Source organism: Achromobacter sp. RTa, assembly GCF_000757485.1.
Lineage (GTDB): Bacteria > Pseudomonadota > Gammaproteobacteria > Burkholderiales > Burkholderiaceae_B > Achromobacter.
In genome coordinates this window covers 804,701-819,122 of sequence record NZ_JPYO01000042.1, presented here as the reverse complement: position 1 = coordinate 819,122, position 14,422 = coordinate 804,701, and the positions used below count along the sequence as shown (strand labels likewise).

Below are 14,422 nucleotides of genomic sequence, written 5' to 3'. Positions count from 1 at the left end.
GGATTGAAGCGAAGGGTTTCATGCTTTAAGGCTCGAAATGGGCGTTACCTCGCATTGCCGCCGATGCCGGCATCTCGCCATCGACCGCAACCGAGCGGATTTGAAGTACGCGCATTATTCGCAATCGGCGGGCCGCAAATCAATGTAAGCTCATGGGAATTTTGTTGCCTAAAAGGCAACGTTTTTTTAAAAATCACGAAAACCGAAAATGGGAATGGGCATGGACGGGGGGTTGAGCGCGCGGCGCTTGCGGTATTTCTTCGAAGCGGTCACGACCGGATCGGTGCGCGGGGCGGCAGAGCGCCTGGGTGTCGAGCCGTCCATCGTCAGCAGGCAGATCCAATTGCTTGAAAAGGAACTCGGCGTGGCGCTGCTGGAGCGCAAGGGGCGGGGCATCGTACCCACCGACATGGCCGCCATCGTCATGGACCATTGCCGTGACCGCCAAGCCAGCGAACAGGCCCTGCGGGCCCGGCTCGACGAAGTGAACGGCCTGCAGCGCGGCGATATCCAGATCGTGGCCAGCGAAGGCTTTGTGGATATTCTGATGAGCGGCGTGGTGGATGAATTCTGCCGCCGGCACCCACGCGTCCGAGTGTCGCTGAAGGTGGCCGGCGCTTCCGATGCGGTGCGCGCCGTGGTGCATGACGACGCGCACATCGGGGTGGTCTTCGGCGCGCCCGCCGATCCGGGCATACAGGTGGTCCATGCGCGCACGCATCCGCTATGCGTGATAGCCTGGCCCGACCATCCGCTGGCGCGCCTGCGCAAGCGCCCCGCGCTGAAGGACGTGGCGCGCTACCCGGTCGCGCTGATGGGGCCGGGCTTCGGCCTGCGTCAGCTGATCGAAATGGCGGAATTGTCGGAGAACATCGTGCTGGCTCCCAGCTTCGTCGCCAACTCGGTGTTGACGCTCAAGCGCTATGTGGAGAGCCGTCTGGGGCTGACCTTCACGTCGGCGAATTCCGTGGTGAAGGAAGTCGCCCGGGGCGAGCTGGTGGCGCTGCGCACCGCCAATCCCATCTTCGAGGCAGCGCAGACGCGCCTGATCGTGCGGGCCAACCGGCCGCTGACCAGCGCGGTGCGCGGCATGCTGGAGCGGATCCAGGCGTCGCCGTTGTTCCAGGGCGAGAAGCCCTGATGGACGATGCCCGGACCGCGCCGTCCGCCTACCGCACCGGCCAGCCGTACATCAGGCCGCCGTCGCGATACGAGGCGTTCAGGCCGCGGGGCAGCTTAAGAGGGCTGCTGGGGCCCAGGTTGCGTTCGAAGCTTTCGCCGTAATTGCCGATCTGCTTGATGATGTTGTAGGCCCACTTGTCGTCCACGCCCAGGTTCTTGCCCATGCCCGGGGTCGTGCCCAGGATGCGCTGGATGTTGGGGTTGGTGCTCTTGAGCATTTCATCGACGTTCTTGGACGTAATGCCGTATTCCTCGGCTTCCAGCATGACGTTCAGCGTCCAGCGGACCACGTTGAACCATTGTTCGTCGCCCTGGCGGACCATCGGGCCCAGCGGTTCCTTGGAGAAGTCCTCCGGCAGGATGTCGTATTTTTCCGGATTTTCCAGGCCGCTGCGGGCGGCGGCCAGTTGCGACTTGTCGCCGGTGAAGGCGTCGCAGCGGCCGACGGCGAAGGCGCGGATGATTTCATCCATGCGGTCGACGACGATGGGCTTGAATGTGATGTTGTTCGAACGGAACCAGTCCGCGAGGTTCAGCTCCGTGGTGGTGCCGGGCTGGACGCAGACCGTGGCGCCGTCCAGTTCCTTGGCGCTTTTGATGTTCAGGGACTTGTTCACCATGATGCCCTGGCTATCGTAGTAATTCACCCCCACGCCGATGAGGCCCAGGGTGGTGTCGCGCGTCAGCGTGAGCGTCGTATTGCGCGGAAGCACGTCGACTTCGCCCGATTGCAGGGCGGTGAAGCGCTGCAAGGCGCTGATGGCCATGATCTTGGCTTTGGAGGCGTCGCCGAACATGGTGACAGCCAATGCGCGGCACAGGTCCACGTCCAGGCCCATCCAGCCGCCCTTGCTGTCGTTCACTGAGAATCCCGCCACGCCGGTGGAAACGCCGCACTGGACGAAACCTTTGTTCTTTACGCTATCGAACGTCACGCCCGCGTTGGCGGTCCACGACGAAATAAATAACGCGGTGCCTGCCGCAACCAGTTTCAATGCTTTCATGATGTCTCCGCGCGGTCGGCGCAATACTGTAGGGTGTCCGTCGCCCGGTAGGCGCAGGTGCGCGGAATGGTAGCCATCGGCCATGGGTGGGAATATCAGGGAATTCCCGTTAAATTCGCCCATCGGAATTTACTGGGCGCGAGGCGAAAATTGCCTGCAAGGTTGAACCATGAAACAAGACCACGACCCGAATAGCGGCGGCAGCAATGATCCGTGGTATTCGTCTGCCTTCGCGAAGAGCCGGCTCCTGGCCGTATGGCGGGACCTGATCCGCGTCAATTCCAGCGACCGGCCCTGGGAAATGCCCCTGGCCGCCGCCCTGTCGTCCGGCCTGCCCCTGATGGTCGGGGCCTACTTCGGGCGCATGGACTACGGGCTGATGTCCAGCCTGGGCGGCATGGTGTTCCTGAGCCTGCCCAATTCTTCGCTGCAGCATCGGATGATGATGCTGCTGGCGGCCTCCTTCGGCATGGTTGCGTGCTATGCCGTGGGCGCGCTGACGCAGTTCTGGCCCGCCGTGATGATCGCGGCGCTCACCCTGATCGCCATGGTGGTGAACATGATCTGCCGATGCTACAGGCTGGGCCCGCCGGGCAGCCTGTTCTTCATCATGGCGACGGCGATCGCGGCCTACACGCCGGGCCGCGTGGAGGACGTTCCCCTGCGAGTGGGCATGGTGGCGTTGGGCTCGCTGGTAGCCTGCCTGGTCGCTTTTGCGTATTCCCTGCACATGACGCGTGTGGCCCCGCCTCCGCCTGAAACCCAGCCGCCCAAGCCCACCTTCGATTTCGTCGTCTACGACTCGGTGATCATTGGCCTGTTCGTAGGCGTTTCCCTGCTGGTGGCCGAACTGCTGCAATTGCAGCGTCCCTACTGGGTGCCCGTCAGCTGCCTCGCGATCATCCAGGGCGCGAGCCTGCGGGCCGCCTGGAGCCGGCAGATGCACCGCATCCTGGGCACGGCCGTGGGCCTGGTCGTGGCGTGGGCCTTGCTCAGCCTGCCGCTGAACGTCTGGACCCTGAGCCTCGTGATGATGGCGCTGTCGTTCGGGATCGAAACACTGGTCGTGCGGCACTATGCCAGCGCGGTGGTGCTGATCACGCCCCTGACGATCTTCCTCGCCGAAGCCCCGCACCTGGGGCAGGGCTACCCAGCGGCCGTCATCGAAGCGCGATTCCTGGATACGGTGACCGGCGCGTTCATCGGCGCCCTGGGCGCGGTGCTCTTGCACAACCAGCGCATCCGACCCCTGCTTTCGCGCTGGATGCGGGCCGTGTTGCCCAGGCGCGTGAATTAAAGCGTGAGGCGGCGATTTTCGAACGAAATCGTAGCCTCATACGCTTATTTCCCACTGGCCGCCCGTTGCTGTTGCAGTTGTTGGGCGCGCAGTATGGCTTCAGCCTGGATTGAAATTTGTTCCTCTCGCGCAGCGTCATAGGCGGCGATGGTGTCGTTCCGGTTTGCTTTTGCCCCGCGAAAGGCGATCCACGAAAACGCGCCGACATAGAAAATCGACATCACTAAACCCGCCCAGCTCTGGAACTGGCCAGTGGTGAAGGCTCTTTTTCCTTCTGCATAGCCCAGTGCGATGAAGAGCAGGATGACGAAGTAAATGAACTTCTGAGAGCGAGCACCGATTTTGCGAAGGCCAAGATAGATCGCCATATAGATCAGCGGCAGGGCGACGACGTTTGCCACTATCGCGGTCGTCGACTGGGCATTCTTGGGCAGTTGTTCGACCAGCCATTGAATTGCGAAAGCAGGCACCAGGAGGAGTATCAGATATATCAGCGCTCTTCCTGCCCAATGCCAGACAAGCGGATACATGGTGATAGTGCTGCGATCGTTTCGCATCATCGCGTCCTTGTAGAGGTGGTCAATACTCTTTGAGGAAAATATCAGGCTAGAATTTTCGAGCGAAATTGTAGTCTCACACTTTATCCCGGCGGTATGGAAAAGTCCGATATCGAATTGCCCGGCAAGCACGACTGGGTGCAGCGCGCGTCTTCCACCCGCAACGTAGAGCGCATCGAGGCCTACTTCGGCGGGCATGGCTACGACATGCACCGGCACGATACCTATGGCATCGGCCGCACCCTGGCGGGCGTGCAGAGCTTCCACTACCGCAGCGGCATGGCGCACAGCCTGCCCGGCGGCACGATCGTGCTGCATCCCGACGAGCCCCACGATGGGCATGCGGGAACGGACGCGGGCTTCCGCTACCGCATGGCCTACATCGAGCCCGCGCTCATCCAGCGCGTGCTGGGCGGCAAACCGCTGCCCTTCATCCCAGGCGGCCTGTCGGCGGACCCGCGCCTCTACGCGGCCTCCGATGCCTTGCTGCGGTCCCTGGACAGCCCGGACCCGCTGGAAGAAGACGACGCGATCTACGAGCTCGCGCATGCGCTGGCCACAGCGGGGGGCGTTCGTCGCGGGCGGCAGGCCGTGGATTACCGGGCCGCCGAGCTGGCGCGGGCCTGCCTGCTGGACCGGCTGGAGCATCCCGTCACGCTCAGCGAACTGGAACAGGCCAGCGGGCGCGATCGCTGGCGCCTGTCGCGCGATTTCCGCGTGCTATATGGAACCAGCCCCTATCGCTACCTGACGATGCGGCGGCTGAGCAGGTGCGCCGCCTGGCCGCGGCGGGCCAACCCCTGGCCCGGGCGGCGGTGTGGGCCGGTTTCACCGACCAAAGCCACATGACCCGGCATTTCCGCCGGGCTTACGGGCATTCCCCGGGCCGCTGGCTGCGCGCCCTGAAGGGCGGGCCAAGCGCCGCTTGAGCTTGCACGATCGTACAAGACCTGGCGGGCGGATCGCGGGACACTATGCGCATACGCCAAGCACAAGGAACCGATCATGCCGATCCATCAATCCACAGCCTCCGCGCAACGCGCCCAGCACCCGATCAACTTCGGGCAGAAGCTCTCCCTGATCACCGACCATTGGCAGCCGCGCGTCGTCGCCGAGATGAACGACTACCAGTTCAAGCTCGTCAAGATCTCGGGCGATTTCGTCATGCACTCGCATGCCGATACCGACGAAACCTTCATCGTGCTGCATGGCCAGCTGCGCATCGATTTCCAGGACGGCCATGTGCTGGTCAATCCCGGCGAGATGTACGTCGTGCCCAAGGGCGTGGAACACAAGCCCTACGCGGCGCAGGAAGTGCAGATGCTGCTGATCGAACCGCGAGGGGTCGTCAATACCGGCGACCAGGGCGGGGAGCGGACGGCTCCGAACGATGTGTGGATCTGAAGGGAAGGGGGAAAGCCCTTCCGTCAGGCGGCCTTCGATCTGTTGGCTAAGGCCGCCTCGTCGAAGCGCGGCGTCGGCGCAAAGGCCGTCCGGCGCTTCGCGCTTCCGGGCGCTTCAGACCGGCAGCAGCGCCGCCAGCAGCGGCCTGCCATAAGGCGAGCCCAGTATCAGGAACGCCGTCACGTTCGCGCCAACCGTCGCCCAGAACACCGCCCGGAAAACCGGCTTGACGGACTTGTGCCTCAGCCATTCCTGGGCGATCAAGGCGCCGGGCCAGCCTCCGGCCAGCGCTAGCAGATGCAGGGTCTTCTCGGAAATCCTCCACCGATCGGCCCGGGCCGCGGCTTTGTCGGCGGCGTAGACCGCAAAGGTCAGCACGCTCAGCGCCAGATAGCCCAAGCCCACGGCGATCGGCACCCGCCACAGCATGGCCGTCAACGCATATAGGGCGATGAACGCAGGCACCAGCCAGATCAGCCCGCGATGCCGCCGCCCCGCGCCCCGCGAGGGCGTTTTCCGCACCGCTTGAAGCCTGCTCAAAGCCGCTCGACCAGGCGCAGGACCTCGCCCAGCGATTGCAGCGACCCATTGCCCTGCGCCTGCGTCGCGCGCCGGTCGAGGTGATAGCCATGCATGCCGAACTCCCGCGGACCGGCCATGTCGGCGTCCGGCGTGTCGCCAACCATAAGGACCTCATGGGGTTGGCAGGCCAGGCCATCGCACAAATATTGATAGATCGCCGGCTGCGGTTTCACCGCCCCGGCTTCATACGACCACGCGCAGAACTCCGGCTGCACGGGCAGCAACGTCAGCACGGGCGGCCCGTAGGGCGCGGCCAGGTTGGAGCAGAGCGCAACCTTGATGCCCTTGTCTTTCAAAGCGGCCAGGGTGGGCGCGGCGTCCTCGAAGAGCTTGATGGACTGGATTTCATCGCGCAGGTCCGCTTCCAGCGCGCGCAGCTCGTTCTCGCCGACCATGCCTCCGAACAGGCGGGCCGCCTGCCTCAGGTCGAGGGGGCTGCTCATCGCCCGCGCGCCGTCGTCGCTTTGCCGGGGTCGGCCCGCCTGGCTCAGCAGCCGGACCAGCTTCCGGAAAGGGCGAGCCGGCCGCTCGATGCGGACCAATGTCCCGAATACGTCAAACGCCACGGCCTTGATCGCCATTGGGCCTCCTGTGTCAGAAACGCGCTGCAGCGTTCGAGGATGGGAACCGGCTGCATCGTGATCAGATTCTAACGGCAGGCATGCAGCGAGCGGCTACCATGGGCCGATGAACCCCGTACCCCCAATCCCCATCCAGGCCGGCCAGGCGCTGGCCATCATGCAGCATCATTTGGGCGATACGCTCGTCGCCTGCTACCTGCACGGTTCCGCCCTGAGCGGCGGCTTGCGGCCGCAAAGCGATGTGGACGTGCTGGCCATCGTCGACAGGCCGCTCGCCCGCACCGCCCGCGGCCCGCTGGTCCGCGAACTGATGACGATATCCGCCTATCCCGCGCGTTCCGGCGCGCTGAGGCCGCTGGAAGTCATGGTCTTCTGCCTGCGGGATCTCGACCCCTTGCCTTACCCCGCGCGCAGCGAATTCCTTTTTGGCGAATGGCTGCGCGCCGAGTTCGAAGCGGGCGGCGTCCCCTTGCCCGTCGCCGATCCGGAATTGACCATCGTGCTGGCGCAGGCGCGGCAACAGGCGTTGTCTTTATTCGGCCCCGACCCGCAGCGCCTTCTTCCCTCCGTTCCGGCGCAAGACCTCTCTCGCGCCATGGCCGACGCGCTGCCGGCGCTGATGGCCTCCCTGGAAGGAGACGAGCGCAACGTGCTGCTGACCCTGGCCCGCATGTGGCGCACAGCCCGCACCGGAGAAATCGTCTCCAAGGACGAAGCCGCCGCGTGGGCCGCCGCGCTTATGCCGGCCCCGGCCGCCCGGCTTATGCAAGCGGCGCGCTCGGCCTACCTGGAGGGCGGGAACGAGGACTGGACCGCTCGCCGAGAAGAAGCCGCGTGTGTCGCGCGGGAGTTGCGCGCGGAGGTGGAAAGGGCATTGCCTCGGGATGTTGAGTGAGGCGCCGCGGAGCGTAACGGACCGTCGCCCAGGCGCGACTCGAATGAACGAGCCACCCGGAGGTGGCTTGGATTGCGCTGGCTAGCCTTGGTATTCGAGATGGATCAGCGGATAGGGCCTGCCTTGATCGTCCAGCGGCGAGCGTCCCGTGCGCTTGAAACCCATCTTTTCATAGAAACCGATGGCCTGGGCATTCTGCTCGTTGACGTCGGTGGTCATCCGGGGATGCAGCGCAAGACCATGACGAACCAGCGCCGCGCCGATTCCGGTGCCGCGGCCGTCCGGATCGACGAACAGCGCCTGCATGTGGCCGTTGTCGATGAGCATGAAGGCCATGGGATAGTCTTTGCCATCCACGGCAAGCCAGAGCGGCACCTGGGGCAGGAAGCCGCACACCATCTCGTCGATAGCCTGGCGGTCTTGCGGGGTTAGGAAGTCATGGGTGGCGTCAACCGCGGCTCGCCAGATTTCAACGGCGCGCGCGCCTTCGCCAGGGCGGGAAGGTCTGATTTTGATCATCCGCGCATAATATACCGAATGGAATCCAGTTCTCGCAGCCTGCGCTGGCGCGGGGCCGTTCCCTTGCGCGGCTTGGCGAGATTATTCGGTCTTCGACGAGGAGAAAGAATATGCTCACTATCCTGCGTGCCATCCATTCGGATATTACGAAGCTTCAGGTGGAAGCCATCGTCAACGCTGCGAACTCCTCATTGCTAGGCGGAGGCGGAGTCGATGGCGCCATACATCGCGCCGCAGGCCCCGAGCTGTTGCAGGAGTGCAGGGGGCTGGGTGGCTGCAAAACCGGCGATGCGAAGGTGACCAAGGGCTACCGGCTTCCTGCTCGATACGTCATCCATACTGTGGGCCCGGTATGGAGGGGCGGAGACAGAGGAGAGCCGGAGTTACTGTCCAGTTGCTATCGCAGTTGCATGGAGTTGGCGGAGGAGAACGCGGTTGCTTCGATTGCGTTTCCCAGTATCAGCACCGGGATATATGGCTATCCCATCGAATTGGCGGCAGAGGTGGCCGTCAAGAGCGTTCGCGAAAGCCTGTCCAGGGACTCGCCGGTTCAGGAGGTGGTTTTCTGTTGTTTTTCAGCGGAAGACCTTGCCCGGTATGAGCAGGTGTTGAATGGGTCGGTTGCTTGAGTCGAATTAGCTGACGTACGACAGCCGCGGCGGCGGCACCCGTTGCTGTACCAGGCCAACCCGCTCGACCACCTTCTCGCACGACGCTTCCAGGTGGAGCCTCAGCGCCTCTTGCGCTTGCGTCAGGCTTCCCTGTTCCAGCGCCTCGATGATTTCCAGGTGTTCCTGCATGAACGGATCGAGATTCGGCATGGGCGCCGCCGCGCCCAGCACGTGCTTGCTGAGCGTGAGAATGCAGCGGGTTCGCTGCAGGCTTTCGAGAATGCTGTCGTTGGGGCAGTGGCTTAGCAGTTCGACGTGGAGGTCGTGCTCCATGCCGTCCAGCGCTGCGCGCGTGAGCCTGGGATACCGGGACTTGGCTTTGCGCAGCCGTTCCGCCATGCCGGCAAGCTCCTTGGGCAGAATCTTGCGGGCGGCGCCCGCCAGCGCTGCGGGCTCCAGCAGCCAGCGCAGCTCATAGAGATTGCGGATGCGGCGTTCGTCCAGCGGGGTCACGGTCCAGCGCTGCCGGTCGTCCTTGCCTACCAGCCCCAGGCCCTCCAGCCGTAGCAGCACGTCGCGCGCGGCGGTTCGGCCTGCCCCAAAGTGCCGCGCCAGTTCGACCTCGTTGAGTCGATAGGAACCGAATACCGACAGATGCACGACGTCATGCTCGACGGCGTGATAGATGTTCTCCCAGCCTTGCGGCTTGCGCACCGGTTCCGAAGCGGCTTCCAGGCCCAGCATGTCGGCGGACAAGGGGAGACGAACCGGGGAGTTGCTATCGGCGTCGCCACCCGCGAGAAGACCCCGACCGTCAAAGCGCCTCGCCAGCCCCTCCGCTTCCAGTTCGCGCAGCGCCTGGCGTACAGGACTGCGCGTCACGCCCAGCAGCTCGGCCAGCGGTCCTTCAAGCAGGACGATGCCTTGCGGAAGCGTGCCCGTGGCCAAGGCGGCGCGCAGCAGGTCTGCGACTCGGGCATAGAGAGGAGTCCGGGAATTGGCCCCGGGAGGGGACGTTTCAAGAGAGGCGGCGGTCGGATTCTGCTTCACGGTGGCGAACGATTGTGTATCTGCTCACATCGTACGGTAGTCCGTCCCCGTCAGGTTCGACGCTAGGGAAAACGCGAATGGCTGTTGCCGGCAAAGTTCGTTTACTTTGGTTTTTGTCGGCATTGTTCATTTACGCGAGACAGCCGCAATTCCCTTTCGTCACGACACCATGGCCTACGACTTCGATTTCAGCTTCCTGCCTACGCACTGGGATGTACTGCTCGCCGGGGCCTGGTCTACGGTGCGCATGTCCCTCGCCACCATCGTCCTGGGGTTTGCGCTTGGCGCCATTCTGGCGGTGCTGCGCACGCACGGCCCGAACTGGGCGCGGCGGGCCGTCACCGCATATGTGGATGTGATCCGCAATACGCCCCTGGTGATCCAGGCGTTCTGGCTGTTCTTCGGTCTGGCGTCCTTGCAGATTCGCGTGCCGGCGATCGCGGCCGCGGTAATCGCGCTGACGATCAACGTTTCGGCCTATACGACCGAGATCATGCGCGCCGGCATCGAATCAATCCCCCGCGGCCAGATCGAGGCGGCATCCTGTCTGGGAATGAGCCGCTGGAAAGTCCTGCGCCTGGTGATCCTGCCGCAGGCCGTGGAACGCATGTACCCGGCGCTCGCCAGCCAATTCGTGCTGATGATGCTGGCGACCTCGATCATGTCGCAGATATCCGTAGAGGAACTGACCTCCGCCGGTTACGGCGTCCAGTCGGAGACCTTTCGCGGTTTCGAGATCTACCTGGTGGTCGCCGCGGTCTACCTGGTCATGTCCTGGTTGCTGCGCCTGCTGATGGCTGGCCTGGCGCAACTGGCTTTCAGCCGTCGCCGCCGTCTCGGCACCTCTCTGTAAATCCTCCTCTTTCTCCCTCCAAGGAGCAGGCGATGCTCGGCATTTCCCTCGAACAACTGCAGTTCATCCTGCGGGGCGCTGGCTGGACTTTGCTGCTTTCGTCCATGGGCTTTCTGGGCGGGGCGGTGGTGGGCCTGCCACTGGCGCTTGCCCGCAGCCGTGGCGGGCGCCTGCTGAGGGTGATGACGGGCGGCCTTATCCAACTGGTGCAGGGCATTCCGTTGCCCGTGCTGATGTTCCTTTGCTACTTCGGCATCAGCATCGCTGGATACGACTTGCCGAGCTTGGTGGCTGCCGGGCTGGCGATGACCGCGTATTCCGCCGCGTTTCTCGCGGAAATCTGGAAGGCTTGTATCCAGGCGGTCTCGAAGACCCAATGGGAAGCGGCCGAATGCCTGGCGCTGCGCCCGCTCCAGCGCGTGTGGTACGTCGTGCTGCCCCAGGCCGCGCGAATCGCCGTCGCGCCCACGGTCGGCTTCCTGGTGCAGATCGTCAAGAACTCCTCGTATGCAGTGGTCATCGGTTTCTTCGACCTGACCTATTCGGCACGGGTGGTGAACAACTCGACGTTCGAACCCTTCGCGGTGTTCAGCATCGCGGCCGTTCTCTATTTCGCCATCTGCTACCCCCTGTCGGTGCTGTCGTACCGATTGGAAAAGCGCCTGAAGCGCGCATAGGCGCACATCAAAAAAACAAACAGAGGAGACCGGTCTCATGGACGAGATCATTTGCTTCAAGCAGGTCAACAAGTCCTTCGGCGATGTGCAGGTGCTGAAGGGCGTCAGCTTCTCGGTCGGGCGTGGGCAGGTGGTCGCCCTGATCGGCCGCAGCGGCTCGGGCAAGACCACGGCATTGCGCTGCATCAACGGGCTGGAGGAGATCCAGGGCGGCCAGTTGCAGGTCTGTGGCCGGTCCCTGGAGCGGGGTAATGTCGACCTGCTGGCGCTGCGCCAGGAGGTGGGTATCGTCTTCCAGGCCTACAACCTGTTCCCTCATCTGACGGTGCTGCAGAACATCACGCTTGCGCCGCGCAAGGTCAAGGGAATCGCGGCGTCCGAGGCCGAGGCTCTGGCCATGCAGATGCTGGGCAAGGTCGGGCTGCAGGACCGCGCCCATTACTACCCGGAGCAGCTTTCCGGCGGACAGCAGCAACGCGTTGCCATTGCCCGGTCGCTGGCGATGCAACCGAAGCTGATGCTGTTCGATGAAGTCACGTCGGCGCTGGATCCGGAGCTGACCGGCGAGGTGCTGCGCGTTATCGAAGACCTGGCCAGCGACGGCATGACCATGGTCCTAGTCACTCATGAAATGGCCTTCGCCAAGTCGGTCGCCAATCAGATCCTGTTCATGCACCAGGGCGTCGTCTGGGAGGAGGGCGATGGCCAGATGCTGTGCCAACCGCGTACCGCCGAATTGCAGCAGTTCGTCGCCAACGGCCTGTAGCCGCCCTGAAGCGGGCCGCGGACCACTCATTGCACCACCAAAAAACTCTTGGGAGACTCCCTATGAAAGCCTTGCCCCGTTTCCTCGCCGCTTTTGCGGCGTCTCTCCTGCTGGCTGCGCCTTTCGCCGCCCGGTCCAATACCCTGGAAGCGATCAAACAGCGCAACAAGATCATCGTGGCCGTCGACATCAGCGCGCCGCCATACGGCATGCTGGATGGGCAAGCGCGCCAGACGGGCTCCGACGTCGAGGCGGCCCAATTGCTCGCCAAGGACCTGGGCGTCGCGCTGGAGATCGTTCCGGTCAACGGTCCCAACCGCGTCCCGTTCCTGCTGAGCCGCAAGGTGGACGTGGTGCTGGCCTCCTTCTCCATTACCGAGGAGCGCAAGAAGGTCGTTGCGTACTCCGCGCCGTATGGGGTGGTTCCGGTACTTGTCGCCGGGCCCGGTTCGGCCTCGGTCGCCAGCTTCAACGATCTTGCCGGCAAGACGATCGCTGTCACGCGCGGAACCACCAGCGACCAGGAACTCACCCGGGGCCTGAAAGACATCCCCGGTGCGCAGATCGTCCGCTACGAGGATGACGCCACGACGAACACCGCGGTCGCCACCGGCCAGCAGGACTTCCTGGTTGGCGCGCCAAGTGTGCTGCCGGCCATCAAGAAAGCCAATCCTGCGCGCGACATCGTGCCCAAGTTCATCGCGAAGTCGTATCCCTACGCCGTGGGCCTGCGCAAGAACGAACCCGAACTGAAGGAGTGGCTCGACGGCTGGGTCGAGACCAACCTGAAGAACGGCAAGTTCAACGAGATCTACCAGCGTTACTTCGGCATGCCCTTGCCCGCCGAAATGCAACGCTGACCGCCAAGGAGAATCCCATGCTCAGCAACCATGCGGGAAACCTGCAGCCATCAAGAGGTACGGCGCGAGTGATCCGGCTGCACCCGCAAGACGATGTGGTCGTCGTGCTGGACCAGATGATCGCCGGCACGCCGGTGGCCAGCGAAGGCCTGACCGTGGCGGGCCTGATCCCGCCCGGCCACAAGATGGCGACCCGCAGCATCGCGCAGGGGGAGGCCGTGCGCCGCTACGGCCAGATCATCGGCTTCGCCACCCAGCCTATCCGCCCCGGACAGCACGTGCATACGCACAACCTGTCCATCGGAGATTTTGCGCGCGACTACGCCCATGGCGCCGACGCCCGTCCCACTGTCATGGCCGCCGAGCCCGCCACATTCCAGGGTATTGTCCGGGCCGACGGCAGGGTCGCCACACGCAACTACATCGGCATCCTGACCAGCGTCAATTGCTCGGCCACGGTCGCTCGCGCCATCGCCGACCATTTCCGCCGCGACATTCATCCGCAAGCGCTGGCCGACTACCCCAACGTCGACGGCGTCGTGGCCCTCACGCACCACAGCGGCTGCGCCATGGACGCCGCAGGCGACGGCCTGAAGATGCTTCAGCGTACCCTGGGCGGATACGCAACCCATCCCAATTTCGCCAGCCTGCTCATCATCGGCCTGGGCTGCGAGACCAACCAGATCCCCGGCCTGCTCGCCACCCAGGGATTGAGCGACGGCCCCAACCTGCATACCTTCACCATCCAAGACACCGGAGGCACCACGCGCACGATCGCCCGCGGCATCGAACTCATCCGCGAGATGCTGCCTCAGGCCAACGCCGTCTCGCGGCAATCCGTAGCCGCCAGCCACCTGCGCATCGGCCTGCAATGCGGCGGCTCGGACGGCTACTCCGGCATTTCGGCGAACCCGGTGCTGGGCGCGGCCGTGGACCTGCTTGTGCGGCACGGCGGCACCGCCATCCTGTCGGAAACGCCGGAAATCTACGGCGCCGAGCATCTGCTGACCCGGCGCGCACAAACTCCCGATATCGGCCGCAAGCTGGTCGAGCGCATTCGCTGGTGGGAGGAATACTGCGCCCGCAACGGCGCCTCGATGGACAACAACCCCTCGTCCGGCAACAAGGCGGGCGGCCTCACCACGGTGCTGGAGAAGTCCCTGGGCGGCATCGCCAAGGCAGGCTCCACCAACCTGATGGAGGTGTACCAATATGCCGAGCCGGTGCGGGCGCGCGGCCTGGTCTTCATGGACACGCCTGGCTATGACCCCGTGTCGGCCACCGGCCAGGTGGCAGGCGGCGCGAATCTCATCTGCTTCACCACCGGCCGCGGCTCGGCCTACGGCTGCGCACCCGCGCCCTCGTTCAAACTGGCCACCAACACCGCGCTCTGGCAGCGGCAGGCCGACGATATGGACCTGGACTGCGGTGGCGTGCTGGACGGCTCGCGCAGCATTGCCGAACTTGGCGAAGTGTTGTTCCGGCGCTTGCTCGAAACCGCCTCCGGCAAGCAGTCGCGCAGCGAGCTTCACGGCTACGGACAGCAAGAATTCGTTCCCTGGCAGATCAGCGTCATTACCTGAT

Annotated in this window: 16 protein-coding genes and 1 pseudogene; 11 read left to right on the top strand and 6 right to left on the bottom strand. The window is 64.2% G+C overall.

Annotated elements, in window-relative coordinates:
- The first annotated feature begins 220 nt into the window (after positions 1–220).
- Complete coding sequence (locus JL37_RS21270) at positions 221–1,141, top strand: LysR family transcriptional regulator (RefSeq protein ID WP_043547153.1); 921 nt, start codon at positions 221–223, stop codon at positions 1,139–1,141.
- Positions 1,142–1,169: 28 nt separating this feature from the next.
- On the opposite strand, the gene JL37_RS21265 is transcribed toward JL37_RS21270, so the two are convergent.
- Positions 1,170–2,186: an amino acid ABC transporter substrate-binding protein gene (locus JL37_RS21265; protein ID WP_043546569.1), complete on the bottom strand. Its 1,017-nt coding sequence runs from the start codon at positions 2,184–2,186 to the stop codon at positions 1,170–1,172.
- 169 nt (positions 2,187–2,355) lie between these two features.
- Between JL37_RS21265 and JL37_RS21260 the strand changes: the two genes are divergently transcribed.
- Positions 2,356–3,483 (top strand): FUSC family protein, encoded by a 1,128-nt coding sequence (locus JL37_RS21260; RefSeq protein WP_043546567.1) that lies wholly within the window; start codon positions 2,356–2,358, stop codon positions 3,481–3,483.
- 44 nt (positions 3,484–3,527) lie between these two features.
- Here JL37_RS21260 and JL37_RS21255 read toward each other — a convergent pair whose 3' ends face one another.
- Positions 3,528–4,040 carry a hypothetical protein gene (locus JL37_RS21255; protein ID WP_197064641.1) on the bottom strand — a complete coding sequence of 171 codons (513 nt, stop codon included), beginning with the start codon at positions 4,038–4,040 and terminating at the stop codon, positions 3,528–3,530.
- Between the two features lie 96 nt (positions 4,041–4,136).
- Between JL37_RS21255 and JL37_RS21250 the strand changes: the two are divergent.
- Positions 4,137–4,969: pseudogene (locus JL37_RS21250) on the top strand (AraC family transcriptional regulator).
- Between the two features lie 76 nt (positions 4,970–5,045).
- Positions 5,046–5,444, top strand: a complete 399-nt coding sequence (locus JL37_RS21245; protein ID WP_052097489.1) for a cupin domain-containing protein — start codon at positions 5,046–5,048, stop codon at positions 5,442–5,444.
- A gap of 114 nt (positions 5,445–5,558) precedes the next feature.
- On the opposite strand, the gene JL37_RS21240 is transcribed toward JL37_RS21245, so the two are convergent.
- A complete protein-coding gene (locus JL37_RS21240) occupies positions 5,559–5,984 on the bottom strand; it encodes a DUF1294 domain-containing protein (RefSeq protein ID WP_231570405.1) in 426 nt (141 codons plus the stop codon).
- Positions 5,981–6,607, bottom strand: a complete 627-nt coding sequence (locus JL37_RS21235; protein WP_043546561.1) for an HAD family hydrolase — start codon at positions 6,605–6,607, stop codon at positions 5,981–5,983. Before JL37_RS21235 ends, JL37_RS21240 begins: the two co-directional genes overlap by 4 nt.
- 106 nt (positions 6,608–6,713) lie before the next feature.
- Here JL37_RS21235 and JL37_RS21230 point away from each other — a divergent pair, with 106 nt between their 5' ends.
- Complete coding sequence (locus tag JL37_RS21230; RefSeq protein WP_052097488.1) at positions 6,714–7,502, top strand: aminoglycoside adenylyltransferase family protein; 789 nt, start codon at positions 6,714–6,716, stop codon at positions 7,500–7,502.
- Between the two features lie 81 nt (positions 7,503–7,583).
- On the opposite strand, the gene JL37_RS21225 is transcribed toward JL37_RS21230, so the two are convergent.
- Positions 7,584–8,021, bottom strand: coding sequence for an acetyltransferase (locus tag JL37_RS21225; RefSeq protein WP_043546559.1), 438 nt, complete (start codon positions 8,019–8,021; stop codon positions 7,584–7,586).
- A 110-nt stretch (positions 8,022–8,131) separates the two neighbouring features.
- On the opposite strand from JL37_RS21225, the gene JL37_RS21220 reads away from it, so the two are divergent.
- Positions 8,132–8,650 carry an O-acetyl-ADP-ribose deacetylase gene (locus JL37_RS21220; protein WP_043546557.1) on the top strand — a complete coding sequence of 173 codons (519 nt, stop codon included), beginning with the start codon at positions 8,132–8,134 and terminating at the stop codon, positions 8,648–8,650.
- A gap of 6 nt (positions 8,651–8,656) precedes the next feature.
- Here JL37_RS21220 and JL37_RS21215 read toward each other — a convergent pair whose 3' ends face one another.
- On the bottom strand, positions 8,657–9,682 hold the full coding sequence (locus JL37_RS21215; RefSeq protein ID WP_043546555.1) for a GntR family transcriptional regulator: 1,026 nt from the start codon (positions 9,680–9,682) through the stop codon (positions 8,657–8,659).
- A 169-nt stretch (positions 9,683–9,851) separates the two neighbouring features.
- Between JL37_RS21215 and JL37_RS21210 the strand changes: the two genes are divergently transcribed.
- The 5 genes from JL37_RS21210 (at position 9,852) to JL37_RS21190 (ending at position 14,421) form a co-directional block, all read left to right on the top strand.
- Positions 9,852–10,535, top strand: coding sequence for an amino acid ABC transporter permease (locus tag JL37_RS21210; protein ID WP_043546553.1), 684 nt, complete (start codon positions 9,852–9,854; stop codon positions 10,533–10,535).
- 32 nt (positions 10,536–10,567) lie between these two features.
- Positions 10,568–11,212 carry an amino acid ABC transporter permease gene (locus JL37_RS21205; RefSeq protein WP_043546552.1) on the top strand — a complete coding sequence of 215 codons (645 nt, stop codon included), beginning with the start codon at positions 10,568–10,570 and terminating at the stop codon, positions 11,210–11,212.
- A gap of 37 nt (positions 11,213–11,249) precedes the next feature.
- Complete coding sequence (locus JL37_RS21200) at positions 11,250–11,978, top strand: amino acid ABC transporter ATP-binding protein (protein WP_043546550.1); 729 nt, start codon at positions 11,250–11,252, stop codon at positions 11,976–11,978.
- 62 nt (positions 11,979–12,040) lie between these two features.
- Positions 12,041–12,838: a transporter substrate-binding domain-containing protein gene (locus tag JL37_RS21195; RefSeq protein WP_043546549.1), complete on the top strand. Its 798-nt coding sequence runs from the start codon at positions 12,041–12,043 to the stop codon at positions 12,836–12,838.
- Between the two features lie 17 nt (positions 12,839–12,855).
- Positions 12,856–14,421, top strand: coding sequence for a UxaA family hydrolase (locus tag JL37_RS21190; protein WP_052097486.1), 1,566 nt, complete (start codon positions 12,856–12,858; stop codon positions 14,419–14,421).
- The last annotated feature ends 1 nt before the right edge of the window (position 14,422 follow it).

What these genes read in the sequence shown, in the direction of transcription:
- JL37_RS21235 (WP_043546561.1), bottom strand. Translation starts at nt 6,607, where the DNA reads ATGGCGATCAAGGCCGTGGCGTTTGACGTATTCGGGACATTGGTCCGC.
- JL37_RS21245 (WP_052097489.1), top strand. Translation starts at nt 5,046, where the DNA reads ATGCCGATCCATCAATCCACAGCCTCCGCGCAACGCGCCCAGCACCCG.
- JL37_RS21260 (WP_043546567.1), top strand. Translation starts at nt 2,356, where the DNA reads ATGAAACAAGACCACGACCCGAATAGCGGCGGCAGCAATGATCCGTGG.
- JL37_RS21205 (WP_043546552.1), top strand. Translation starts at nt 10,568, where the DNA reads ATGCTCGGCATTTCCCTCGAACAACTGCAGTTCATCCTGCGGGGCGCT.
- JL37_RS21265 (WP_043546569.1), bottom strand. Translation starts at nt 2,186, where the DNA reads ATGAAAGCATTGAAACTGGTTGCGGCAGGCACCGCGTTATTTATTTCG.
- JL37_RS21270 (WP_043547153.1), top strand. Translation starts at nt 221, where the DNA reads ATGGACGGGGGGTTGAGCGCGCGGCGCTTGCGGTATTTCTTCGAAGCG.
- JL37_RS21190 (WP_052097486.1), top strand. Translation starts at nt 12,856, where the DNA reads ATGCTCAGCAACCATGCGGGAAACCTGCAGCCATCAAGAGGTACGGCG.
- JL37_RS21210 (WP_043546553.1), top strand. Translation starts at nt 9,852, where the DNA reads ATGGCCTACGACTTCGATTTCAGCTTCCTGCCTACGCACTGGGATGTA.
- JL37_RS21200 (WP_043546550.1), top strand. Translation starts at nt 11,250, where the DNA reads ATGGACGAGATCATTTGCTTCAAGCAGGTCAACAAGTCCTTCGGCGAT.
- JL37_RS21220 (WP_043546557.1), top strand. Translation starts at nt 8,132, where the DNA reads ATGCTCACTATCCTGCGTGCCATCCATTCGGATATTACGAAGCTTCAG.
- JL37_RS21225 (WP_043546559.1), bottom strand. Translation starts at nt 8,021, where the DNA reads ATGATCAAAATCAGACCTTCCCGCCCTGGCGAAGGCGCGCGCGCCGTT.
- JL37_RS21255 (WP_197064641.1), bottom strand. Translation starts at nt 4,040, where the DNA reads ATGCGAAACGATCGCAGCACTATCACCATGTATCCGCTTGTCTGGCAT.
- JL37_RS21230 (WP_052097488.1), top strand. Translation starts at nt 6,714, where the DNA reads ATGAACCCCGTACCCCCAATCCCCATCCAGGCCGGCCAGGCGCTGGCC.
- JL37_RS21195 (WP_043546549.1), top strand. Translation starts at nt 12,041, where the DNA reads ATGAAAGCCTTGCCCCGTTTCCTCGCCGCTTTTGCGGCGTCTCTCCTG.